17 protein-coding genes are annotated in these 23,341 nt (G+C 31.7%); 8 read left to right on the forward strand and 9 right to left on the reverse strand.

Going from position 1 to position 23,341, the window contains the following annotated elements; translation table 11 throughout:
* Window positions 1–852: 852 nt before the first annotated feature.
* From fumC to OQH62_RS04760, 4 genes are all read right to left on the reverse strand, one after another.
* The gene (fumC, locus tag OQH62_RS04745) at window positions 853–2,244 is read right to left on the reverse strand and encodes a class II fumarate hydratase (protein WP_266014528.1); all 1,392 of its coding nucleotides are present in this window, start codon (window positions 2,242–2,244) and stop codon (window positions 853–855) included.
* 72 nt (window positions 2,245–2,316) lie between these two features.
* The gene (locus OQH62_RS04750) at window positions 2,317–5,499 is read right to left on the reverse strand and encodes a S8 family serine peptidase (protein ID WP_266014531.1); all 3,183 of its coding nucleotides are present in this window, start codon (window positions 5,497–5,499) and stop codon (window positions 2,317–2,319) included.
* Between the two features lie 90 nt (window positions 5,500–5,589).
* Window positions 5,590–7,386 (reverse strand): glutamine--fructose-6-phosphate transaminase (isomerizing), encoded by a 1,797-nt coding sequence (glmS, locus tag OQH62_RS04755; protein WP_266014534.1) that lies wholly within the window; start codon window positions 7,384–7,386, stop codon window positions 5,590–5,592.
* A gap of 2 nt (window positions 7,387–7,388) precedes the next feature.
* Window positions 7,389–9,740 (reverse strand): nucleotidyltransferase, encoded by a 2,352-nt coding sequence (locus OQH62_RS04760; RefSeq protein ID WP_266014536.1) that lies wholly within the window; start codon window positions 9,738–9,740, stop codon window positions 7,389–7,391.
* 127 nt (window positions 9,741–9,867) lie between these two features.
* On the opposite strand from OQH62_RS04760, the gene mqnE reads away from it, so the two are divergent.
* From mqnE to OQH62_RS04790, 6 genes are read left to right on the forward strand one after another with little or no spacing between them, the layout of a single operon-like run.
* Window positions 9,868–10,932: an aminofutalosine synthase MqnE gene (gene mqnE / locus OQH62_RS04765; RefSeq protein ID WP_266014539.1), complete on the forward strand. Its 1,065-nt coding sequence runs from the start codon at window positions 9,868–9,870 to the stop codon at window positions 10,930–10,932.
* A complete protein-coding gene (locus OQH62_RS04770; protein ID WP_266014541.1) occupies window positions 10,932–12,245 on the forward strand; it encodes an NCS2 family permease in 1,314 nt (437 codons plus the stop codon). Before mqnE ends, OQH62_RS04770 begins: the two co-directional genes overlap by 1 nt.
* Before the next feature lie 13 nt (window positions 12,246–12,258).
* Window positions 12,259–12,693 carry a phosphoribosyltransferase gene (locus tag OQH62_RS04775; RefSeq protein WP_266014544.1) on the forward strand — a complete coding sequence of 145 codons (435 nt, stop codon included), beginning with the start codon at window positions 12,259–12,261 and terminating at the stop codon, window positions 12,691–12,693.
* A gap of 55 nt (window positions 12,694–12,748) precedes the next feature.
* Window positions 12,749–13,447, forward strand: a complete 699-nt coding sequence (locus OQH62_RS04780; protein WP_266014547.1) for a VacJ family lipoprotein — start codon at window positions 12,749–12,751, stop codon at window positions 13,445–13,447.
* 9 nt (window positions 13,448–13,456) lie between these two features.
* Window positions 13,457–14,011 (forward strand): ABC transporter substrate-binding protein, encoded by a 555-nt coding sequence (locus OQH62_RS04785; RefSeq protein ID WP_266014550.1) that lies wholly within the window; start codon window positions 13,457–13,459, stop codon window positions 14,009–14,011.
* A 3-nt stretch (window positions 14,012–14,014) separates the two neighbouring features.
* A complete protein-coding gene (locus OQH62_RS04790; protein ID WP_266014553.1) occupies window positions 14,015–16,447 on the forward strand; it encodes an efflux RND transporter permease subunit in 2,433 nt (810 codons plus the stop codon).
* A 63-nt stretch (window positions 16,448–16,510) separates the two neighbouring features.
* Here the strand turns inward: OQH62_RS04790 and rdgB are convergent, their stop codons facing one another.
* Both rdgB and OQH62_RS04800 read right to left on the reverse strand, forming a co-directional pair.
* Entirely contained in the window at window positions 16,511–17,116 is a 606-nt protein-coding gene (gene rdgB / locus OQH62_RS04795; protein ID WP_266014556.1) for an RdgB/HAM1 family non-canonical purine NTP pyrophosphatase, read from the reverse strand.
* 5 nt (window positions 17,117–17,121) lie between these two features.
* Complete coding sequence (locus OQH62_RS04800; RefSeq protein ID WP_266014559.1) at window positions 17,122–17,553, reverse strand: hypothetical protein; 432 nt, start codon at window positions 17,551–17,553, stop codon at window positions 17,122–17,124.
* 260 nt (window positions 17,554–17,813) lie between these two features.
* Between OQH62_RS04800 and OQH62_RS04805 the strand changes: the two genes are divergently transcribed.
* Window positions 17,814–19,106 carry an MFS transporter gene (locus tag OQH62_RS04805; protein ID WP_266014563.1) on the forward strand — a complete coding sequence of 431 codons (1,293 nt, stop codon included), beginning with the start codon at window positions 17,814–17,816 and terminating at the stop codon, window positions 19,104–19,106.
* A gap of 57 nt (window positions 19,107–19,163) precedes the next feature.
* The gene (locus tag OQH62_RS04810; RefSeq protein ID WP_266014566.1) at window positions 19,164–19,874 is read left to right on the forward strand and encodes a thioredoxin fold domain-containing protein; all 711 of its coding nucleotides are present in this window, start codon (window positions 19,164–19,166) and stop codon (window positions 19,872–19,874) included.
* Between the two features lie 39 nt (window positions 19,875–19,913).
* On the opposite strand, the gene OQH62_RS04815 is transcribed toward OQH62_RS04810, so the two are convergent.
* From OQH62_RS04815 to gltX, 3 genes are all read right to left on the reverse strand, one after another.
* On the reverse strand, window positions 19,914–20,606 hold the full coding sequence (locus OQH62_RS04815; RefSeq protein WP_266014569.1) for an MqnA/MqnD/SBP family protein: 693 nt from the start codon (window positions 20,604–20,606) through the stop codon (window positions 19,914–19,916).
* Window positions 20,607–20,679: 73 nt separating this feature from the next.
* Window positions 20,680–21,915, reverse strand: a complete 1,236-nt coding sequence (locus OQH62_RS04820) for a malic enzyme-like NAD(P)-binding protein (protein WP_266014572.1) — start codon at window positions 21,913–21,915, stop codon at window positions 20,680–20,682.
* Window positions 21,912–23,303 carry a glutamate--tRNA ligase gene (gene gltX, locus OQH62_RS04825; protein ID WP_266014575.1) on the reverse strand — a complete coding sequence of 464 codons (1,392 nt, stop codon included), beginning with the start codon at window positions 23,301–23,303 and terminating at the stop codon, window positions 21,912–21,914. The genes OQH62_RS04820 and gltX overlap by 4 nt, the downstream gene beginning before the upstream one ends.
* Window positions 23,304–23,341 lie beyond the last annotated feature (38 nt).

The following is a 23,341-nucleotide window of genomic DNA, read 5'->3' on the forward strand; positions in this document are numbered from 1 at the left end:
TTTTCTAATGAATTATTTTAGAAGCTTTTTCTTGTAAGAGTTTGATTGTTTTTAAAAGCAAAAGCTTTGATTTAAAGCAAGTAAAGAGTTTTAGTTTTAATTAGAGTGCTTAATAAAAATGTATTAATATTGTATTTATTGCTTTATCAATATTGTTACTGAAGTCTTAGAAAACATTAAAGTATTAAAGTATTTTAGTCTTAGACAAACTTCTATTCTTTAATACAAGAATATATTTAAGAAAAGTGTTTTTTAGAAAATGAAGCAATGGAAAAGTTAAAGCAGATGTTTTTTCTATGCCTGTATTAGATTCATTCTTTATAGCTGCTAGTTTAGAATTCAATAGACTTATGGAATGTGTAAAGAGATGAAAAATCAAATTCTTGTATTTCATAACAATATAATCTCAAATCATCTTTAGAAATACTATTGAAAAATCTGCTTTTAACTAGGACTTTCATTTTTCTAATACAACAAAACTTAGTGTTAAGTATTTTTTTATACTTATCAATGAGTTTAATGGAGGAGAACTTGTTTCCATTCAAAATTTAAGAGAACTTCAAGAGGTACGCACACGAAGCTGCTCATCAAGCAGTTGGCGGAGGTTTAAATTAGGTATAGCAAGTTTTGATTATCAAAGAGGTCATGATAATTAAAATATACGTTATAGCTAGTGAAGTACTAATAACAAAAAAGGCAAAAAACTTATTATAAATGCAAGACAAATCATAACAGCGATGGTACCGACTAGCCTTCAAGATTATTAAGTAGCTACAAATGTTATAAAAATGCAATCTGGAGTACAGCTGATGAAGGCGAAGGAAATCAGGCAAAATACCCTGATTTCAAAAATTAAGCTTTTGGTCCTATCATTTTACTAGGATCAACAAAACGAGTAAAATCTTCTTCACTTACAAGTCCTAACTCCATAGCACTTTCTTTTAGCGATATACCTTTTTTATGAGCATTTTTAGCAACTTTTGCTGCGTTTTCATAGCCTATATGAGGGTTTAAAGCTGTTACAAGCATTAAAGAATTGTGAAGATTGTATTCTATTCTCTCTTTATTTGCTTCTATACCAACTGCACAATGAATATTAAATGAATGCATAGCATCAGCAAGCAAATCAAGGCTTTGCAAGAAATTATAAATAATAACAGGCTTAAAGACATTCAGTTCAAAATTTCCTTGACTTGCAGCAAAACCGATAGCAGCATCATTTCCCATCACTTGTACTGCAACCATAGTGATAGCTTCACATTGAGTTGGATTAACTTTACCCGGCATTATAGAACTTCCGGGTTCATTTTCAGGAATACTAAGCTCACCAAGCCCGCAACGAGGACCAGAAGAAAGCCATCTTATATCATTAGCAATCTTCATTAAATTGGCTGCTAAACCTTTCATTGCACCGTGAGTAAAAGTGATAGCGTCGTGACTTGTAAGGGCGTGAAATTTATTTGGACTTGAAATAAATTGTGTTCCTAGTAATTTTGTCAGTTCTTCACTCACTTTTTCACTTAATTGTGGATGGGCATTAAGTCCTGTACCTACAGCTGTTCCACCTATGGCTAATTCTCTTAAAGTCGGTAAAGAAGCAATGATTTGCTCACGGGAGTGCTCAAGCATAGAAAGATACCCGCTGAATTCTTGTGCTAAAGTAAGAGGAGTTGCATCTTGTAGGTGTGTTCGTCCTATTTTGATAATACTTTCAAAAGCTTTAACTTTTTTTTTGAAAGTATCTATAAGCTCATCGATAGAAGGAATGAGTTTTTTTTCAACTTGTTCTACTGCTACAATACTCATAGCCGTTGGAAAAGTGTCATTAGAGCTTTGAGACATATTTACATCATCATTTGGATGTACAAGTTTTTCTTTTCTAAAATCCCCGCCTAAAATTTCAGTAGCACGATTGGCAATGACTTCGTTCATATTCATATTGCTTTGTGTTCCTGAACCTGTCTGCCAAATGACGAGTGGAAAATTATCATCAAATTTTCCAGAAATGATTTCATCGCAAGCTTGGACAATAGCATTCTTTTTTGCATCATTGAGTTTTTCAAGTTTATTATTGACAAGGGCTAGAGACTTTTTAAGATTTGCAAAAGCATAAATTAAAACCTTTGGCATTTTTTCAATACCAATTTTGAAATTCTCAAAACTTCTTTCAGTTTGCGCCCCCCAATATTTTTCATTTGGTACTTTAATCTCACCCATAGTATCGTGTTCGATTCTGTATTCCATAACTCTATCCTTTTTTAAAAATTAAGTAAGTATTGTAGCATAAAACGACGAGGTCTTTTTAAAAAGCTTGTGCTAAAAACCTTTTCCAAAAGAACCTAAAACATTAATGTTATACTGTCTTTTTGAAAACTCATTAACAAAAGCAAGTTTAAAAAATACAGAATTTGTTTGTATCAATTCAGCACTTAATCCAAGATTTATCAAATTTTTATCAAGAGAGCTTCTTTGAGTAAAACCTTGATTAGAAAAATCTCTAAAGCGTACTTCATTGTCAAAATTTTTACCACTTAAGCGGTGTTCATAGAGCAAAAAACTCGAAAGTCTGCTATAAAAATTAGCTCCTTCTGTATCGTAAGTAAGAGTAAAACCGCCTGTAAGCGAAGTAAAATTATGATGAAATCTATTATATTGCTTTGCGAAAATTCCGCCTTTTTCTTTAAAAGAATTTTGATACAGGTGATTGTAAGAAAAATAGCTTAAAGGAGTAAAAGTAAAAGAATGTAAAAGAAAATCTTTCGCAAGCCCTAGTTGTAATGAATTTAAAAGGCTATAATACTTAGCATTTCTATTACCATTTCCTAGTAATTCTCTTTGCATTCTGTTAAAAGAAAAACCTGTGTTTAATCCTGCTAACACTTTAAAAAATTCAAAGTCATACAAAGAATTAAAACTAAAATTGACATTATTACTCCTAAGATTTAGTCCATCAAAATCCAAAGAAGAATTTGTAAGATTTACGCTTGTAGCAAAATTTGTTTGTTCAAATGGCTGCGTTGCAAAACCTAAATCAAAACCATAAGCATAGCCTGTGTATTGATTTCCTGTATAACGTTTTAAATTTGGAGCTAAATGCCAAAAAATGCTTTTTTCTTCTTTTATACCATAATCTAGCATTAAATCACTCATTCCAGACGCTAACAATGTAGGTTCTTGCGCAAAAGCATTATAAGCTTGTTGGTTAAAAGGATTAAGACTAAGAAGCATATTGCTTTGTACTGCTTTACTTTGTGCATTGAAGAGAGTTGAAGTAGTATCAAGATAAGCATTTCCTTCAAGACTTTTTAAAATAATATTTGTTTCTGAAGGACTACTTGCATCTAAATTAGCAAAAAAGTCTTCATATTCTTTATTTGTTGCTTGATTATTCGAAAAAATATTTAAAGAACGTATCTGTCGTAAAGCATCGCCCATAGTTGAATTTGGTACTTCATAGGCTTGGTCTTTTAAAGTAGGTATAATAACAATTTGACTTGTAGAATTTGGTTTATTAATGCTAAGTTTATCATCTTCAAGAGTAAATGGAAAACTCAAACTACTCGTTTGAGCAAATTCAACCCCATTAAATTTATCTAAATGAGCACCCAAAGTGCCAAGCTCCATTTTATAGAGTTTTCTTGTTGTATAAAACTGCTTTAAAGGGATATATTGTAATTTTCCACCTAAAATATCATAATTATTTGCAATAAGTTTTGAGTTGGCTTGATTACCGAATTCAAGCTGTAAAAAAGCCTGTTGTGTTTGTGTGTATTTACCCTGTATAGTTAAATCTTTTAAATCATTATTTCCAGCTCTTACCGTTCCTTCATTGTATAAATCTTTTTGAATAACTCCATTTCCACTTAATTTTCCAGCATTTTCTACATACACATTGCTTGCCAAACTTCCTTTGCCATTTTTTTTGTCGAGTTTTATTTCTCCTTCTTTGATTATAGTTGCACCTTCATAACTATTTGCTCCGCTTAAAGTTAAAATCCCTCTTCCTTCCTTTGTAAAGCCTACATTTAAATTCGCTAAATTATTAGGTTTATTGAGTGCTGTATTTAAGTGTTTTGAATCTTCCCATTTTCTTTGAGCTATATCATTGCTAAATTCAGCATCGAAATTGTCAGTGTTAAGGGTGTAATACACAGCTTGATTCTCTGTCTTATAAGTTTGTACATCACTATCTTTTAAGCGGTTAGCATCTAAAATAGCTATTCCACCTAAGGCTTTGTAAGTATCTAAAATACCTTGTCCAAAGAGTTCTTCTCTTGTAATACTTAAAGCACCATTTGTTGCGCCTTGCAAGGTTTCAAGATTTGCCATTACTTGATTGACAAGAGCTGTTTTATTAGCTGCATTTGCATAATAATCTTCAACATCTTTTTGTATTTGTGCTGTGCTTGTAGGTACTTGAGTATCTATATACAAAACCAAATATTTTTCTACATTATTGCCGTGTTGGACTCTTTTAAGAGTCATTTTTGGAACTTGGTAGTTTTTATTTGCTGTGCTAAGCAAAACATCAGCTATCTGCTTGCCATTTAAAAATGGGAATCTTTCTGAAACTAAAGCCGCTGCACCGCTAACAACAGGAGTTGCCATTGAAGTTCCGCTTTTAATCGTATAGCCACTGTTGGTAGCAGAATTAACATTATTAACTGATATTCCAGCAGCAACCAAAGAAAAATTTGAAGCCCCTTTTAAACTATTACCAAATAGAGCTATGCCTTGCGGATTAATATTTAAAGTACCATCATTAGCTCGTGTAATATAGGCTGAATCTAAAGCTCCAACAGTAAGCCAAGCTCTTAATTCTTCATCATAATAAGGTAAAACAGCAGGAACATTTGGCGAAATGATTCCCTCATTCCCTGCTGCAAAAATATTTAAAACCTGTTTTTCTCGAGTAAGTCTCATCAATTCACCTGTTACTGAAGCGTTTCTAAGTCCGTTAATCAAAGTTGTTGGATTGGAAAAGCTTGTATTATGAATTAAAGTACCGGTATTTGCCGAAAGTTCTACTACAGGGTAAATATTATTTCCCCAACTATTGTTAATGATTTTAATGTCTGCACCTTGAAAAAAATTATACAAGGTTGGTGCTGTATAATTTTGATAGCCTGCAGCAGGGAAGATTCCAGCTCCATAAAATTTTGCATTATACGCTACACCGTAAGGTTGAGTTTTGAAATCATTACCTAATTTCTTCCCTAATGCTATACCAGCAACGTGACTTCCGTGTGTATTAGTTGTTATATTTGGATTTTGTTGTTGTCCTGCTGTATTTTTTGGATAAATACTCTGCAACACTTTGCCTTGTAAATTTTGATGGTTTTCATTAAAGGCATCATCATTGATTCCTATGATGATATTTTGCCCTGTTATGCCTAAGCGATGAGCTTTGTCAGTATTGTGAAGTTCTAAGTCATTCAATGCAAAAAGCATTGAACTCAAACAGGGTAAAAAAACTATTTTTCTTACTATTTTAAACATTCAATTTCTCTAAAATATGGATTTAATTAAAGTTTGTAGTGTACAAAATTGAAGCTTAAAATTTTCAATTTTTCAATCAAAAACGCTTTTTTATTCTACTGTTACGCTTTTAGCTAAATTTCGTGGCATATCTACATCATTGCCCAAACGCAAAGCAATTTCCATAGCTAAGAGTTGAGTCAGAAGCATCATTTCGAAGAATTCACACATATAATGGCTTTGTTGGCTTGTTTGTAGAACATCATCACTCAAATCAAATTCCAAAGGCGAAATACTCAATACAGTAGAATCTCTTGCTATAAGCTCTTCAACGTTTGATTTTGTTTTCTCATAAAAAGCATTTTTTGGCATTAAAGCTATGGTGTAGAGTTTTGAATCGGCTAAGGCTATAGGTCCGTGTTTCATCTCACCTGCAGGATAGCCTTCAGCGTGTAAATAAGAAAGCTCTTTAAGTTTTAAGGCTCCTTCTAAGGCTAAAGGATAAAATACATCTCTGCCTATATAAAAAAAGCCGTGTCCGTCTAAATATCTTTTGCTTAAACGATAAATTTTTTCGTGCATTGGTTGTTTTACAAGCACACAATTTGGTATATGAAGCAAGGCTTTGATATCTTGACTAACATCAATTTGTTTTTTTTGAGCTATAAAAAGGACAAGCATCCACAGTGTTAAAACCTGTGTCGCAAAAGCTTTTGTTGAAGCCACTCCTTTTTCTATCCCTGCACGAGTAAGCACACTCAAATCTGATAAACGTACTATGCTTGAATTATCTACATTGCATATTGCAAGTGTTTTAGCACCTTTTTCTTTAGCTGTTTTCAAAGCCTCTAAAGTATCAGCCGTTTCACCACTTTGAGAGATAGCGATGAAAAAGGAATCTTTTTCAACAAGAGCATTGCGGTAGCGAAATTCACTAGCAACTTCAACCTTAGCTCTAATTTTAGCTATTCTCTCAAACAAATACATTCCTACCATTGCAGCGTGATAGCTTGTACCACAGGCACAGAGAGTAACTTCTTTAATTTGTTCAAGTTTTTCATTTTCAAACTCATCAAAAACAACGTTATCTCCATTGATACGACCCATTAAAACTTCACTCATTACACGACTTTGCTCATAAATCTCTTTTTCCATAAAAAAACGAAATCCATCTTTCTTTGCATATGCTTTGTCTCCATTAAGCTTAGTAAAATGTACTTTTTGTACCTTTTCATTATGATAAACACAAAGCTCATCTTCACTAGCATAACCACAACTTAAATCTTCAAGATATACTACCTCATCACAAAGTCCTATAAGAGGCATATCAGATGAAGCGAAAAAAATTTCCTTGTAGAAATTTCTTCCTATTATCAAAGGAGCAGCATTCTTAGCAAAAAAAAGTTTCTTTGGATCTTTTTTACTAAGAAGTAAAATTGCAAATGCACCGTTGAGTTCGCTTATAGTTTTTTGAAAGGCTTTAAAAGGATTTTCATTTTTCGTATAATATTCAAAGAGTTTTACTATGATTTCAGTATCAGTTTGAGTTAAAAAAACAACTCCTTCTTGTTCAAGCTTTATTTTCAGTTCTTTATAGTTTTCTATAATACCATTATGGATTACATAGGAATATTCACCAAAATGTGGATGGGCGTTGATTTCGGTAGGTTTTCCGTGTGTTGCCCATCTTGTATGTCCTATCGCAAAACCATATCCTTCACTTGTAAAGTTATGGCATTTTTGTGCTAAATTTTCAAGCTTTCCAACGGCTTTAAAAAAGTCGATTTCTCCTTCTTTCATTACAGCCATACCAGCACTATCATAACCTCTATACTCAAGTTCTTTTAAACCATTGAGTATGATCTGTTTTTTTTCATTTTTTCCTATATAGCCAACAATTCCACACATTTTTACTCACTTATCAAAGCATCTAACAATTTCTTTTCAAGATTCTGCATATTTTCATTTTTCTCAAAAATGAAAATATTACGCGTTCTGTTTCGTATAGTTTGAATTTTTGCTGTACATAAATTCAAACCAAGCTTTTCAAAAACACTCATAACAAACGCCATTAAACCTTGCTGGTCCTTAGTGTTTAAACCGAGTTTAGCATAAATTTTTGAATACTCTTTGTTAAATTTTAACTCATCTTTTTTAATATAAGGTTTTTGTATTTTTTTTGGAAGAATGTTGTGGAAATTTGAATTAAGTAGTGTGCAAAGTTTTTCTGTTTGAGTATCAGTAATGACATTATTGTACTCAAATTCGAGATAAATTTTCTCATCAAACAATTCAAAAAAATTCATAGAAATTAAATTGAGACTTGACAAGGAAACTAAAACAACTTGAGGACTAAAACCTTTCTTAGCTATGATTTGGAGTTTAAGAGTTTGCTTGTTCTCAAACCAGAATTTAAAATCACTTTTCAAAGCTTTTTGAGAAATAGAAATAATATCCTCAAAACTATTTTTAATAATAAAAAGATTTGACTGTATATGAACGATTTTATCTTGAGAAAGAGCATCAAGCTCTAAAAAGCTTTTTGTCCTTTTTAAAGTTAGTTCTTTTTTCACCCTTCTAGCTGTCTCATCAAGCAAATTAGAGTCTTCAAAACCTTCTTTTGCATTTTGTAAAAGTTTTTTTAAGCTCCTGTGAAAAAAATCATTCAAGCACAAAGCTTTGGCTTTGCATTCTGTAAGAAAAGAGAGAAGCTCTAAGGTTTTGGAATTTTCAACTTTAGAAAGCAAAGCAGAAATAATGAGAGGATTAAAAATATCCTCTTTTTCTATCAGTTCTTTTAAAGCATTAAAATTTTTAAAGAGTCTTAATCCAAATTCGACACACTCATTATTCAAATCAAATTTCGCACAATAAGAACGATATATACTTGCCATTGATATTTCATTTTCATTTGTGATAGCACTTAATAAGGTACTCAATTTTGTTATCATTTTTTCTTCAGAAGTAAGGGCTTGAAAAATGGTGCTTTGTTCTTGCTGTTTTTCAAGTTCTTTCAAGGTTAAGAAGGCTTGTTCATCAAAACTATAATCACTCTCTTCATCACTCAAAAAACGTACAGTCCAAAAAGGTTTGCACAGATCTTTTAAAAGCTTGCTGTCAAGCAAAAGCTTAAGCAAGCAAAAGCTGTTTTTACGATAAAAAATTTGTATAAATAAAGCAAAAGCTTTTTCACTCTCCTTTTTACTTAAAGAGAGAGTTCTTAAGGCAAAAACGAGTTCTATTTCAAAATCACAATTCTTATCTTCATAGTGAAGTAGAAATTCTAAAGCTTCACAAAGAGTGGTAAAAGTGTATTTTTTTTCTTGTGTTTTTTGAAAAAGTACCTCTTGTATTTTCATAGCAAGAAAGTGAGTCCAAAAACCTATAGTATGTCTGCTTTGCAAAGCTTTTTGAATTAAAACATCTTTTGCCTTTACATTCTTTTTATCTTTTTTATACATAAGCGTGCTTAATTCATCAACAAGAGAGAGTAAGAACATATTTTCATCTTTTTGACTTTGTAAATTTAAAGCACATTGTAAAGAGAGCAAGAAATCTCCCGCAAGTCTCAATTCACTTAAGGCTTTTTCATCTACAAAAGAAAGAGCATAGTTTTTTGTACCTTCTTTAAAAAGACTAAGCAAAGCCTCTAAAGCTCTTAAGTGATTCAAACAACCAAAATCTCTCTTAATATTAAATTCCTGCTTTAAAAAAGGTAAATGTGTGCTTGTAAAATTCTCAAGTAAAAGAGTGGCAAATTCATTTTTCTTCTCCTGAAGTATAATTTGAAATTTTTCTTTAATACTTTTGTATAAAGGTTTGGAACCGCAAATAAAACGTGTCTGAATGAAAGAATTTTGAAATATCCTTTTTGTATTTTGCACTCCATCGAGCTCTAAAATTACACAATCTATAGGCAAGGAAATATCATTTAAAAGTTCAATAAAAGTTTTGATCATAGGTTTGAGATGAAAAGCTTTAATATCTTTATAGACAAAAAGTAAAGAAGCATCTTCATTTATACAAAGACTATCTTGCGCATAAGCCTTACTTGCAAGGAGACAAAAAGGGATTTTTTCACTTGAAGGTAAAAAATCTTCAAAACAATATTTTAAAACAAGCTCATATGCATTTTTAAGAAAAACATCGGTATGTTGGGAATGGTGCAAGCTAAAAGCACCTTGTCGTAAAAAAAATTTGTGGCATTCACTTTTATAGCAGTTTAATTTAGTTTTTAAAGACTCTCTTTCTTTGCCTATCAAGTTATACCTTTGTTTAAAACAATTTTAAAAATGCTAACAAAATTATCTTTATATTTTGATTATAAACTCTTTTTCAGAAAGCAAAAATTATAATGTTTTTTCGAAATTTTTTAAAAAAGGTGAAGTTATGGATACCCTTACTCAAAAGCTTGAAAATGGAGAAAGATTAGACGAAAAAGAAGCAAATGCCCTTTGGGAAATGGATCTTTTTACTCTTGCAAAATACGCTCAAAGAAAACGTGAAAATTTACACGGAAAAAAAGTTTATTTTAATATTAATAGACATATCAACCCAACAAATATCTGTGCAGATACTTGCAAATTTTGTGCCTTTTCAGCCCACCGTAAAAATCCTAATCCTTACACAATGACACACGAGGAAATTCTTAAAATAGTTGATGAAACCGTGGCACGTGGAACTAAAGAAGTACATATAGTCTCTGCCCATAACAAAGACAGCTCTTGGCAGTGGTATCTTGGTATTTTTAAGATGATTAAAAAAAAATATCCACAGCTACATATAAAAGCCTTAACAGCAGCCGAAATAGACTTTTTACATCGCCGTTTTGCTTTAAGTTATGAAGAAATTATTGATAAAATGCTTGAATACGGAGTAGATAGTATGCCCGGCGGTGGGGCTGAAATTTTTGATGAAGAAATTCGAAAAAAAATTTGCCACGGCAAAGTAAGCAGTGATAATTGGCTCTATATTCACAAGCTTTGGCATAATAAAGGCAGGCAAAGTAATGCTACTATGTTATTTGGACATATAGAAGAAAGAAAACACCGAACAAATCATATGTTGCGGTTACGTTCCTTACAAGATGAGACTGCTGGTTTTAATGCTTTTATTCCATTGGTATGGCAACCTGATAATAGTTTTTTAAAGACTGAAAAAATTACAGACAGTGAAGAAATTTTAAAAACGATAGCTATCGCCCGTTTAGTGCTTGATAATATCAAAAATATTAAGGCATATTGGGCAACTATGAGTTTAAATTTAGCTATGGTTGCGCAAGAATTTGGCGCAAATGATCTTGATGGTACTATAGAAAAAGAAAGCATACAAAGTGCTGGTGGGGCAAAAAGTGCAAAAGGTACAAGCTTAAAAAGCTTTGTAGATATGATAAAAACTTCAAATTTAATTCCAATTGAACGTGACAGTTTGTATAACGAACTCAAGGTCTATTAATGCAAAAATTTTTTCAACTTAAAGAAAATGGTACAACTATTAAAACTGAAATCATAGCAGGAGTAAGCACTTTTTTAACAATGGTGTATATAGTACCTGTTAATTCCCATATTATGAGTAATTCAGGTATGCCCTTAGAAGCACTTATCATTGCCACAGCTTGTATTACGATTCTTGCAAGTGCCTTTAACGGGCTTTTTGCAAATACTCCTGTGGCTATGAGTGTTGGAATGGGAATGAATGCCTATTTTACCTTTTTTGTTTGTATGGCGCAAAATATCCCTTGGCAGAGTGCTTTAGGAGCAGTTTTTCTTTCAGGTCTTTTCTTCTTAATACTTTCTTTTACGCAATTTCGTATTTTTATTATACGCAATATCCCTAAAGACTTGCGTTTGGCTATTTGTGCGGGTATAGGATGTTTCATAGCTTTTATAGGCTTGCAGCAAATGGGCGTGATAGTGAAAAATAACGAAGTGCTAGTAGGAATAGGAGATATGAAAAATCCTAATGTACTTTTTGGTCTTTTTACTCTTATTTTACTCCTCTTTTTTTGGGCTATAAAACTTAAGGCCGCTTTTATATTTGGAGTTCTATTAAGTTCTTTTGTGGCTTGGATTTTTAGCATTAATCAAGCAAGTTTTCCAAATGAAATCTTTTCAGTACCAAATTTCAATTTTCTTTTAGAGATAGCTTTTAAGCTTGATATAAAAAGCACTTTAAACATTGCAATGATTCCTATTATTTTGACATTTTTTATCACACAACTTTTTGATAGCATAGGCACAATTACAGGTGTTGGGGCTCGCGGAAAGATTTTTGAAAATGCTCAAGGAGAGAAAAAACTTGGCAAAACGCTTATAGCTGATGCGGCTGGATCGACACTCGGTGCATTTTTAGGTACTTCTACGGTAACGGCTTTTGTCGAAAGTACTGCAGGAGTAGAAAGCGGAGGAAGGACAGGTCTTAGTGCTTTAGTAGTAGCTTTTTGTTTTGCTTTAATGCTTTTCTTTCTTCCACTTTTTAAAGCACTACCAGCAAATGCCATCAATCCTGTGCTTGTGGTTGTCGGCGTGTTGATGTTTTTAGAAGTGAAAAATATTAATTTTGATGACAATGCTGTGGCTGTAGGGTCTTTTTTTACTATCATTATGATGCCTCTTACTTATTCTATAACTTCTGGTTTTGCTTTTGGTTTTATTGCATATTTGCTTGTGCGGATCTTTAAACAAGAATGGAAAGAAATTAATTTTGGAATTGTTAGTATAGCTCTTATTTCTTTAGCTGTTTTTTTACTTGGAATTTTTAATGCTTAGATAAAGGAGATAAATGTATTATTATGGTTATGAGGAATTTCAAAAAGATGTAGTCAAGCTTGTACACTGCATTCAAAAAGATTTCAAGCCGGATGTGCTTGTAGCCGTCGCAAGAGGTGGAATGAGTCTTGGACATTGTCTTGCTCTGGCTTTAAATACACGGCTTTTATTTAGCATCAACTCAATTCATTATGAGGACACTCAAAAGCTTAATAGTATTGAAATTTTTAATATCCCTGAATTAGGTAAATATAAAAACATTCTTTTAATTGATGATATAGTTGATAGCGGAGAAAGTCTAGATGCGATAATAAAAGTACTGAAAGGAAAATTTCCTCATTTACACATTAAAACTGCCACTCTCTTTTACAAAAAAACAGCACTATTGATACCTGATTTTAAGATAAAGGAAGCACAAGAATGGATACGATTTCCTTGGGAAATATAATTTACAATTTTTAAGTTATAATGTAGTAGCTTTTTTAGTTTCAATAAGGAAAACGATGAAAAACATTCTACAAATTTGTCTTTTATTCTTTTTTTTCACTTTTACTTTTGCTAATGGCAACTTTGATGATTTTGAAAGAGAATACGAAAACTACAACGAAGTTTTTGATCCACTTTCTGGTTACAATAAGATAATGACGAATTTTAATGTAACAATGTATGACTTTGTTTTTAATCCTTTTTTAAAAGGTTACAATTTTATAATGCCCCGTGCCATACGACTGGCTGTAAAAAATTTCTTCGACAATCTCCTTTCACCTTTACGTTTCGTATCAAATGCTTTGCAGTTTAAATTTGCAAGAGCTGGAGAAGAATTGAAACGTTTTGGTGTAAATACAATTATGGGTTTTGGAGGACTTATAGATAGTGCAAGTGCAATGGGTTTGCAAAAATATCCTGCTGATTTAGGAACTGTTTTAGCCCATTGGGGAGTTGGCGGAGGCTTTCATATTGTTTTACCTTTTTTGGGTCCTAGTAATCTTAGAGATACTCTAAGTTTGCCTGTCCTTTGGTATAGTACGCCCATTGCTTATCTTAACCCTGCTTGGTTGAGTGCAAGCATAACAACATATGGCTTTGCAAATGAAATGAGCTTTCAACTTGATCAAATCGATGAGCTCTACCATAATACCCCAAAGCTCTATCCGTTTTTACGAGACGCGTATGAACAAAGACGAAAAGAACTTAGTAAATAAGGAAAAAGAATGAAAAGAATACTTCTATTTTTAAGCTTAACTCTTAATGCTTTTGGGTTTAAACTTGATGAAATTCAAGGCATAATGCAAAAAAATATCAATACAAGTTTGAAACTTTTACAAACAAACACAGATAAAAAAGCAGTTGCTAGTAAAATTTTTGAACTTTTTGATGAAAATTTTGATTACATTTTAATGGCAAAATTGAGTCTTTCAAAACATTATGATACGCTAAATAAACAAGAAAAAGAAGAATTTAACAAAGCCTTTGAAGCCAATTTAAAGAAAAGTTTTACCGATAAATTAAGTCTGTATAAAGATCAAGTTTTAAAAGTTGAAAATGGAGAAAGAAAAAATGAAAAAAGATATTTTCTTTATACTTCTATGGTGATTGATGGAGAGAAAAAAATGATTGTTTTTAAATTCTATAACAATCAGGATAATTGGCTTATTTATGATGTAGATGTTTTAGGTGTAAGTATCATACAAACATACCGATCACAATTTAATGATATTTTAGAGAATTCAAATTTTAGTACTTTGTTGCAAAGTTTGAAAGTTTAGAAAATGCTTTCAAAACTTTTACGGTTTTGTATCTCATATCCAAAAAGCACTCTTTTACTTACTCTTTTTTGCACCCTGTCTTTAAGCTTTTTTGCTCCAAATTTAACTATTGATGCAAGTGCTGAAAGTCTGCTTTTAGAGAATGACAAAGATTTGAAAAGATTTCGAGAGCTTTCTGAACATTACAAAAATGATAATTTTTTACTTCTTGCTTTCAAACCTCAAGGAAAATTGTTTTCACTTGAGAAACTTAAGAAACTTGAGAAACTCCACAAAGAACTTCAAAGCGTCCCTCAAGTTATGCGAGTATTTAGTATTATTAATGCTCCTCTTTTGCAAAGTGGCAGTACTAATGATGTTAAAGAACTTTTACGCAATATCCCAACATTGATGAATCAAGACATTAATCAAAGCAAAGCCCAAAAAGAAATTCTTACAAGTCCATTTTATAAAAATAATATCATCTCAAAAGATGGTACAATCGCGGGACTTCTCATCTATCTTATGCCTGATGAAAAATACACAGAACTCCTCAAAAAAAGAGATGAGGCAATGAATGAAAATCAAAAAGACTACTACCGCCTCGCAATCAAAACTCACAAAGTGCAACAGCAACTCATCACAAAAGAAAGCTTACAAACTATAAAAAACATTCTAAAAAACTTTGAAAAAGACGGAGATAAGTTGTATCTTGGTGGGGTAAGTATGGTTGCTGATGATATGATAAGCTCGATAAAATCAGACCTTGTGTTGTATGGCTTTTCTCTCATCTTTTTACTAGCTTTTGCACTTTATTATTTCTTTAGGACTTGGCGTTTTGTATTTTTACCTCTTTTGATTTGCTTTCTTTCTCTGACTGCAGTAAGTGGGACTTTTGCTCTTTTGGGATTTGAGATTACTATTGTTTCATCAAATTACGTCGCTTTAATGCTTATCATTACTTTAAGCGTAGTGATTCATCTTATTACACATTTTATAGAAAGTTCACAAAAACATCGCTATTCAAAAGTTCAACGCATACTACTTCAGACTTTACTTGCAAAATCAAAACCAAGTTTTTATGCTATTGTAACTACAATGGTGGGTTTTTGCTCACTAATACTTTCTCATATTGAACCAATTATTAAACTTGGTATTATGATGAGTATAGCTCTTATTTTTTCTTTAGTATTAAGCTATCTTTTTCTAGCAAGCTCTCTTGTGCTTTTAAAACCTCAACAATACAAGCAAAAAAAATTTGACTTAAGTTTTCTTCAATGGTGTGTACAAACCTGTCTTCAAACTCCTAAACGTCGTTTTATTTACATTGTAGCTCTTGTAGCACTCATTGTATCTTTATTTGGCATTAGCAAACTAAGAGTAGAAAATTCTTTTGTGAATTACTTCAAAGATGGAAGCGAAGTAAAAAAAGGTTTGCTAGTTCTTGACAAAAATTTAGGTGGCACCTTATCATTAGATTTGATTCTTCATTTTCCTACAAAAGAAACAAAAAAAGAAGATGATTTGAATAGTTTTGAAAATGAATTCGAAAATTTAGCTTCACAGCAAACTTATTGGTTTGATTCTAAAAAAACACGACTTGCACGAAAAGTACATGAATTTTTAGAAAAGAAACAATTCATAGGCTCTGTCTTAAGCCTTAATAGTCTGTTGCTTTTAGGTAAAAATATTAACAATGGAAAAGATTTAGATGATTTTTCCTTAGCTTTTTTAAATGAAAATTTGCCAAGTAACTTTAAAGAAGAATTGCTTTCGCCTTATGTAAGCATAGAAAATAATGAATTACGTTTTGTAATGCGCATTCAAGATTCTGATCCAAATTTACATAGAGATGAATTTTTAAAAAATCTTCACAAAGAACTTGAAGAATTATTACGCAACGAGGGGGTACAATTTGAGCTTACAGGTGTAATGCTTCTTTATAATAATATGCTCCAAAGCCTTTTTTCCTCACAATTTAATACACTCATTTTTGTTGTTGGAGTGATTTTCATTCTATTTTGTGGAATTTTCCGCTCCCTGAAACTTTCGCTTATAGCTCTTGTAGTAAATGTCGTTCCTTTGAGTGTTGTTTTTGCTTTGATGGGACTTTGCAATATAGCTCTTGATATAATGAGTATCACAATAGCAGCCATTACTCTTGGTATAGGAGTTGATGATGCGGTACATTATATTTATAGGTTTAAAGAAGAAAGAAAAACAAAAAATACAGAAGACGCACTCCTTGCTTCACACCTTGGTATAGGTTCAGCGCTCTATTACACCACTTTTAGTATAGTATTAGGTTTTAGTGTGATGATGAGCAGCGATTTTATTCCAACAATCTATTTTGGAATTCTTACTGTTTTTGTTATGATTTCGCTTTTGATTGGAAGTTTGTTTTTACTTCCTTCTTTGCTCTTTAGCTTCTATAAAACTAAGAAGTCCATTGACTAAGCCCTATATAAATAGCATAAATAAGAATCAAAATTGCTATGTATTTTAGAAAATTTTTCATATTTAACTCCTTAACAAAACTCTTAGGATAATTTGAGTCAATTCTAAAGCCTTGTAACGATGAGAAAGTAAATTCTTTTCTTTCTGTTCAAGCTGTGCCAAAGTAAGTTGATAACCCTTTGGAATAAAAAGTGAATCATAGCCAAAACCCTGATCTCCTTTTTCTTCACAGAAAACCTTGCCATATAAAGTGCCGTGTGTGGTAAAAGTACCAAAATTCGAAACAAGAGCAATACAAGCTACGTAATGAGCCGTACTCTCATTCAAACCAAGTCTTCTAAGCTCATTTATAAGTTTTACTCTATTGCTTTTATCATCGCTAAAAGATGAAAATCGTGCCGAATAAATGCCCGGTGCTCCACCTAAAGCATCAACGCAAAGACCACTATCATCACTTAAAACTATATATTTATCCTTTTGTTTTAAAGCATTAAAAACAGCCTTTGCTTTAAGTAAAGCATTTTCTTTAAAACTTGCGCCATTTTCTTCAATTTCAAAAGGTTCCATCAATTCAGTATAAGCAAGAACTTTAAAATCCGTTAAAAGCTGCTTTAATTCGGCAATTTTATGAGCGTTACTTGTAGCAAGAAGAATTGCAAGAGTATTCATAAACTCTACTTTCCACCTTTGCAAATAATTTGTAAAATTGTTTTGTAATTTTTAGAAAAAATAATGCTCCGTGTGTCAAAGAGATCAAAAATACACCAAAAAACTAAAATGATAAAAAGATAATCACCTAAAGTATAATACATTATCACAATATTATATTGAAAGGCTGAAAGTACGATAATAAACAGCCAAAGTCCTATTTTTATAATCCCGCTAAAAAAATCACCCCTATAAATCCTGTCTAAAGAAAGACCCGGTAAAATCACAAAAGGAATAATACCAAATAAAAAACCAAGAAAAGGATTATATAATTTTGTTTTAAGAATTTTTCTATACACTCTATCTGAAAGCAAGTTAAAACAAGGGCTTATTTTAACTAGATGCTTCTTTGCAATTTTGCCTTTTAAAAAATGTGTAAGCACAAATTTTTTATCCATAATTTAATAACTTTAAAACGACAAGTTTGAAAAATACCATTATAACATACTCTCGCGATAAATGAGGGCTTCTAGTATCAACAAATCCGGCGTAGGTCTTATGGATTCTCCACTAAGAGTTGATGCCTCAACTTTATATATTTAAAGCTATTGTAACATTCTCTTATAAAAAACACATTAAAAATATAATCATTTATTAATACATTTCATAGTAAAATTGTTTTTATATCATAAAATTTTTTAGCTTAGGACTTGTAGCAATGCGTAATGTTTTATCCTTGTCTTTTATCATTGGAACAAGATTTTTTGGGCTTTTTATCGTTTTACCTGTATTAAGTTTATATGCCTTAGAATTGCAAGGTGCAAATGATTTTCTTGTTGGATTGCTTCTTGGAGTTTATGCTTTAATGCAAATGATATTTCAAGTACCATTTGGAGCCTTAAGCGATACAATAGGACGTAAAAAAACTTTATTATTAGGCTTAATTATTTTTATCATAGGTTCTCTTATCTGTTCTTTTGCAGATGATATTTACACTATGCTTTTAGGACGTGCTTTGCAAGGTTCTGGTGCTATTGGAGCGGTAGCAACAGCTATGATAAGCGATTTCATCAACGAAGAAAATCGTTCTAAAGCTATGGCTATAATGGGTTCTTTTATAGCACTAAGTTTTGCAGCTTCAATGGTTATATCACCTGTGATGAGTGCCCATTTTGGACTTTCAAGTCTTTTTGATCTTAGTATAGCTTTGACAGCACTTTGCATACTCTTGCTCTATACTCTTGTTCCTCAAGAAACCTGTATATCGCATCAAAATACTAAAACTCCGTTTTTAAAACTTCTAAAAGAAAAAAATTTAGCTCTAATGAATTTCACAAATTGTATGCAAAAAATGTTGATGAACATAGCTTTTTTAAGCATTCCAATTATTTTAGTAAAGCACTTAGGTTTTTCAAACGATAAACTTTGGTTGGTTTATACTGTTTCAATGATATTAGGTTTTATTGCTATGGCTTGTGCCGGAGCTTTAGGTGAAAAAAAAGGTTTAGCTAAACAAATTCTGCTTTTAGGTGTAGTGTTTTTTATCTTTTCATATCTCCTTTTTGCCTTAGTCAATACTTTAAGTTTATTTATCATTGCTGTTGTTATTTTTTTCGTAGCTTTTAATCTTCACGAACCAATAATGCAAAGTTGTGCTTCTAAATTCTGTAAAGTCAATGAAAAAGGCAAAGCTTTAGGAATTTTCAATGCTTTTGGCTATTTTGGAAGTTTTTTAGGTGGAATAATAGGAGGAGTGTTTTTACACTTTAATGAACTTGAAGTTTTAGCTTTTATTCTTGCTTTTTTAGCTTTTTTATGGCTTTGTATGCTTTGTTTTCTTAAAAATCCAAGTGAATTTCAAAACCTCTATCTTGCTCCAGACACTCCTGTGCATTTAACAGAATTTAGTCAAAATGTTGGTGTTATAGATATTTATAAGAATTCAAAAAATCTAGTAATTAAATTCGATTCAAAACAAACAAATAAAGAAATTTTACAAAGCAAACTCTAAGATATATTTAGAAAAAGAATATACAATAGTAAGAAATCAAAAATACAAGGAAAAACAATGAAAAAATTAAGCACTCTCTTTGTTTTCATCACTTCTCTCTTTGCTGCGAGCAATACTGAAATCAGTGATTTTTACTCACAAAGCATTAAATCAGTATTTCCAAATGCAAAAATTTCGATAGGAAAGAGACAAAAAGTTGGTGATACAGGTTTTGAAAGTGTTGTCGTTGAGATAGAAACAGAAGGACAAAAACAAGAGGATATTCTTTTTACGAAAGATAGTATTATAACACCTGAAATTATAGATTTGAAAGCAAAAATTTCGTACCGACAAGAATATGAAAGAGAAAAATTCCAAAAGGCAAGGCAGAATTTTACTAAGAATGCTAAAAGTGAAGCACAAAAAGAAAGTATGGTTATAGCATTAGGCGATAAAAATAAACCTGCTATTTATGTATTTTCAGATCCAGAATGTCCTTATTGCAGACAACATTTAGCTAATATTACAGAAGAACTTAAAAACTATCAAGTCAATTACATTCTTACTCCAGTACACGGACGGTCGGCTTTTGAAAAATCAGCTTTAATATATAAAGAGAGTAAAAAAGCAAAGAGCGATAAGGAAAAAATTGCTATTTTAAATAAATACTATAATCCTGATATAAAGAACTATCCAGCAATCAGTGATGATGAAGTGCAAGCTGTATTTAAACTTTATGAAAAATATCGTTCTTTAGGACTTAGTGCAACGCCGACTATTATCAAATGAGAAAACCTTTTTGATTTTGAAAAAAGGTTTTAAATTTTATTAAGATTGATTCTTGCATACTTGTTTCAAATGTAGCAGTCTTGCAAGGTTTATAAATTTTTTCAAAGCTCTTTTTTCTTTCATTCCTATTTTATAATAAATAATGTCATTTAAATAATGCCTTATATCTGATTTCGCAATGCTTCTTGTTAGAGAATACTTTTCAAGTATATATTGTGGAATTTTTATCTTCTTTTTTAAGAAAGCAGATAAAATTTTTTTAAACATTGCCTTTTTTCGTATGCAGGAGAAACGAGCAAAAACAAAAGGCAGTTGTGTTTTGTTATACCATACAGCACAAAGATCAGTATAAAGTTGAGGATTTTGTAGATATAATTTTAAAGCTTGATCTCCTATAATCACCTTAGCGTTTATATCAAGCAAAGCAGCAAGAACATTTGAGGTAGCTGAACTTTTATCTTTTTCTGCCAAAGTATGATTTTGGACTATAACACTTAGTACTTTTTTATTTGCACAAATTCCTAAATCTAAGTTTGCATATTTTGGTCTAACACTCTCTATACTTGAAACAAAACCCGCATCAATTCTTCTTTTAAAAAGAGCTTCATTAAGCTTACTTGGAACATTTTTTTTATATTCCATCGCTGCTTTATAGCCGTTTGCAAGAGGATATTTTTTAAGATAAATATGCAAGGGCAAAAGATTAATATAGTCGATTTTTCCAAAAATCACTTCTTCTATCCTTAATGAATCAAATCCTAAATATTTTAAAGAATAAATTTATACCACAATGCTGTTGAAAGTTTTATAGCAAACTTTCATAATACGCTTTTTCATTGAATTCATCTACTTTTGCCACTTTTTCTTTAAATGCAGCACTTGCCACAGCAGTACTCACTACTGCCTTCACCCTTTCATCAAAAGGTTTTGGTAAAACATATTCTTTTCCAAAATGTATATCATTTAAATTATAAGCTTTTTTCACAGTCTCACTTACCGGAAGTTTTGCTAAATCAGCTAAAGCTCTAGCTGCAGCCATTTTCATATTTTCAGTGATTCTTGTAGCTCTTACATCAAGTGCTCCTCTAAAGATAAAAGGAAAACCTAATATATTATTAATCTGATTAGCATAATCACTCCTACCAGTTCCTATTATAGCGTCCTGTCGTACTCTCATAACATCTTGGGGCATTACTTCAGGGATAGGATTTGCCAAAGCAAAAATCACAGGATTTTTTGCCATAGATACTACCATTTCATCATCTAAAATTTGAGGTGCGCTTAATCCCAAAAAAACATCTGCACCTTTTAAAGCATCTTTTAAAGTTTTTTCTTTACCTAGATTTGCAAATTCAAGCTTATAAGGATTTAAATCTTTTCTATCTTGAGAAATAACACCCCTGCTATCAACCATAATAATATTTTCAACACCTAAACTTTTATACATTTTTGCACTTGCAATTCCTGCTGCACCAGCACCGCTAATAACTACCTTAATATTATGAATTTTTTTTCCATTTAATTCCATAGCATTAAGTAATGCTGCTGTTGTGATGATAGCTGTCCCGTGTTGGTCATCGTGCATTACAGGAATTCCTAAATCCTGTAATGCAGCTTCGATTTCAAAACACTTAGGCGCAGAAATATCTTCTAAATTAATCCCACCAACACTTGGTGCAATAGCCTTGCAAAAAGCGACTATCTCTTCTACTGAATGAGCATTGATTTCTATATCATACGCATTGACATTAGCAAATTTTTTGAATAAACACGCCTTGCCTTCCATTACAGGTTTTGCTGCTAGTGCTCCTATATTGCCTAAACTCAGGACAGCAGAACCATCGCTTATTACGGCTACCAAATTTGCTTTGTTAGTATAAACAAAAGCCTGTTCCTCATCTTTTGCTATCTCAAGACAAGGATATGCAACACCCGGACTGTAAGCTAAAGACAAATCAAAACTTGAATCCATCACTTTACTCGGTTGTATAGCTATTTTACCACCAAAATGATATTGCAAAGCCTGTTCTTCAAAATTCATTTCTTTTCCTTATATATAAATTTTTCTATTCTTTTTTTGCATTCGGCTACGCCTAAAAATTCTAACACTTCAAAAATACTAGGACTTATAGTACCTCCAATAAGAGCTATTCGCAAAACTTGAGCTAAATTTTTTAATTCAATAGCATTTTTTTGCAAAAACGAATATGTAAATTCTTCAAATTCTTTCGCATTACTTTGCATACTTAATTCTCTAGCAAAAGTATCTAAATATTGTAAATTATCAAGAGTTCCAAATTTTTGCACTGCTTTTTCATCATATTCTTTTGGTTCTTCTATTAAAGCTTTTGCACTACTAATAAGTTGTGGTATAGTTTTTGCTCTCTCCCTAAGAATGTTTAGTAGGAATTCTCCATTCTTTACTAATGTAAAATCAAAACCAAATGTTTTAACGTGTTTATTTAACTGTTCAAAACTTAAAGTCTTAATATAGTGAATATTAAGCCATTGAAGTTTTTTAAAGCTATATGCAGAAGCTGATTTGCTAATATGAGAGGGGTCGAAAATTTTTTCAAGCTCATCGAGTGAAAAAATTTCATCATTACCGTGACTCCAACCTAAACGTACAAGAAAATTCAACAAGGCTTCTGGAACAATCCCCATAGCTTTATATTCCATAACATCAGTTGCTCCGTGCCTTTTTGAAAGTTTCTTTCCATCCTCACCGTGTATCATAGCCAAATGATAAAATTTTGGAATTGTAAAACCTAGCGCTTCATAAAGCACTATCTGTTTTGGAGTATTTGACAAATGATCATCTCCACGTATGACATCAGTTACACCCATTAAAGCATCATCAATCACAACAGTAAAATTATAAGTAGCAGATCCATCACTACGTGCTATGATAAAATCATCTAAAATATCATTAACTTGAAATTGTACCTTACCTTTAATACCATCTTCAAAACAAATTTGACCGCTTTGAGGGGCTTTAATACGAACAACTGCTTCTGTAGATGGCGGTATGCCTGTAAAGTCTCTGTATCTGCCATCATATCTTGGACGTTCTTTGGCTGCTTCTTGCTCAGCTCTTAATTCATCAAGCTCTTGTTTGCTCATATAACAGTAATAAGCTTTACCTTCGTTTAAAAGTTTTGTAATGTAGTGCTTATAGAGTTCAAAACGGTTTGATTGATAGAGTGGTTCATCATCATAATTTAAGCCACACCATTGAAAAGCTTCTAATATCGCTTGTGTTGCCTCTTGTGAATTTCTCTTTAAATCTGTATCTTCAATACGTAAAAAAAATTTCCCTTTCCTTTTTTTTGCATACAAGTAATTATAAAGCGCTGTTCGCAAACCTCCTATATGCAAGTAGCCAGTAGGAGAAGGTGCAAAACGGGTTATGACAAGCCTTTCTTGCATAATCATACCTTTTCTTAAATATAAAAGGTTATAATATA

Origin of the sequence: Campylobacter sp. MIT 21-1684, from assembly GCF_026241315.1 — a bacterium.
Taxonomy (GTDB): domain Bacteria; phylum Campylobacterota; class Campylobacteria; order Campylobacterales; family Campylobacteraceae; genus Campylobacter_D.

Coding starts and splice junctions, on each gene's coding strand:
- fumC (WP_266014528.1), bottom strand. CDS start 2,244: ATGGAATACAGAATCGAACACGATACTATGGGTGAGATTAAAGTACCA.
- OQH62_RS04750 (WP_266014531.1), bottom strand. CDS start 5,499: ATGTTTAAAATAGTAAGAAAAATAGTTTTTTTACCCTGTTTGAGTTCA.
- glmS (WP_266014534.1), bottom strand. CDS start 7,386: ATGTGTGGAATTGTTGGCTATATAGGAAAAAATGAAAAAAAACAGATC.
- mqnE (WP_266014539.1), top strand. CDS start 9,868: ATGGATACCCTTACTCAAAAGCTTGAAAATGGAGAAAGATTAGACGAA.
- OQH62_RS04770 (WP_266014541.1), top strand. CDS start 10,932: ATGCAAAAATTTTTTCAACTTAAAGAAAATGGTACAACTATTAAAACT.
- OQH62_RS04775 (WP_266014544.1), top strand. CDS start 12,259: ATGTATTATTATGGTTATGAGGAATTTCAAAAAGATGTAGTCAAGCTT.
- OQH62_RS04780 (WP_266014547.1), top strand. CDS start 12,749: ATGAAAAACATTCTACAAATTTGTCTTTTATTCTTTTTTTTCACTTTT.
- OQH62_RS04785 (WP_266014550.1), top strand. CDS start 13,457: ATGAAAAGAATACTTCTATTTTTAAGCTTAACTCTTAATGCTTTTGGG.
- OQH62_RS04790 (WP_266014553.1), top strand. CDS start 14,015: ATGCTTTCAAAACTTTTACGGTTTTGTATCTCATATCCAAAAAGCACT.
- rdgB (WP_266014556.1), bottom strand. CDS start 17,116: ATGAATACTCTTGCAATTCTTCTTGCTACAAGTAACGCTCATAAAATT.
- OQH62_RS04800 (WP_266014559.1), bottom strand. CDS start 17,553: ATGGATAAAAAATTTGTGCTTACACATTTTTTAAAAGGCAAAATTGCA.
- OQH62_RS04805 (WP_266014563.1), top strand. CDS start 17,814: ATGCGTAATGTTTTATCCTTGTCTTTTATCATTGGAACAAGATTTTTT.
- OQH62_RS04810 (WP_266014566.1), top strand. CDS start 19,164: ATGAAAAAATTAAGCACTCTCTTTGTTTTCATCACTTCTCTCTTTGCT.
- OQH62_RS04820 (WP_266014572.1), bottom strand. CDS start 21,915: ATGAATTTTGAAGAACAGGCTTTGCAATATCATTTTGGTGGTAAAATA.
- gltX (WP_266014575.1), bottom strand. CDS start 23,303: ATGCAAGAAAGGCTTGTCATAACCCGTTTTGCACCTTCTCCTACTGGC.